This is a genomic window from Bradyrhizobium sp. Kon58 (genome assembly GCF_055807455.1).
Map to the genome: position 1 here is coordinate 1 of NZ_JBVVOT010000321.1, position 302 is coordinate 302.

Annotated in this window: 1 pseudogene; it reads left to right on the top strand. The window is 62.3% G+C overall.

The features are described 5' to 3' along the window. Nucleotides 1–36 precede the first annotated feature (36 nt). Nucleotides 37–302, top strand: a pseudogene (locus AC0L20_RS40625) (hypothetical protein); the annotation flags it as partial.

Sequence of the window (302 nt, forward strand, 5' to 3'; positions counted from 1 at the left end):
GGCTCGGCCGGGGTGCTCAAGTCGGCGGGACCGTCGATGATCCTGGGCTACGCGATTGCCGGCTTCATCGCCTTCCTGATCATGCGTCAGCTCGGCGAAATGATCGTCGAAGAGCCGGTGGCCGGTTCCTTCAGCCACTTCGCGCATAAATACTGGGGCGGCTACGCAGGCTTTCTCGCGGGCTGGAACTACTGGGTGCTCTACGTGCTGGTGGGCATGGCCGAACTGACGGCCGTTGGCAAGTACATCCAGTTCTGGTGGCCGGAAATCCCGACCTGGGTCAGTGCGCTGGTGTTCTTCGT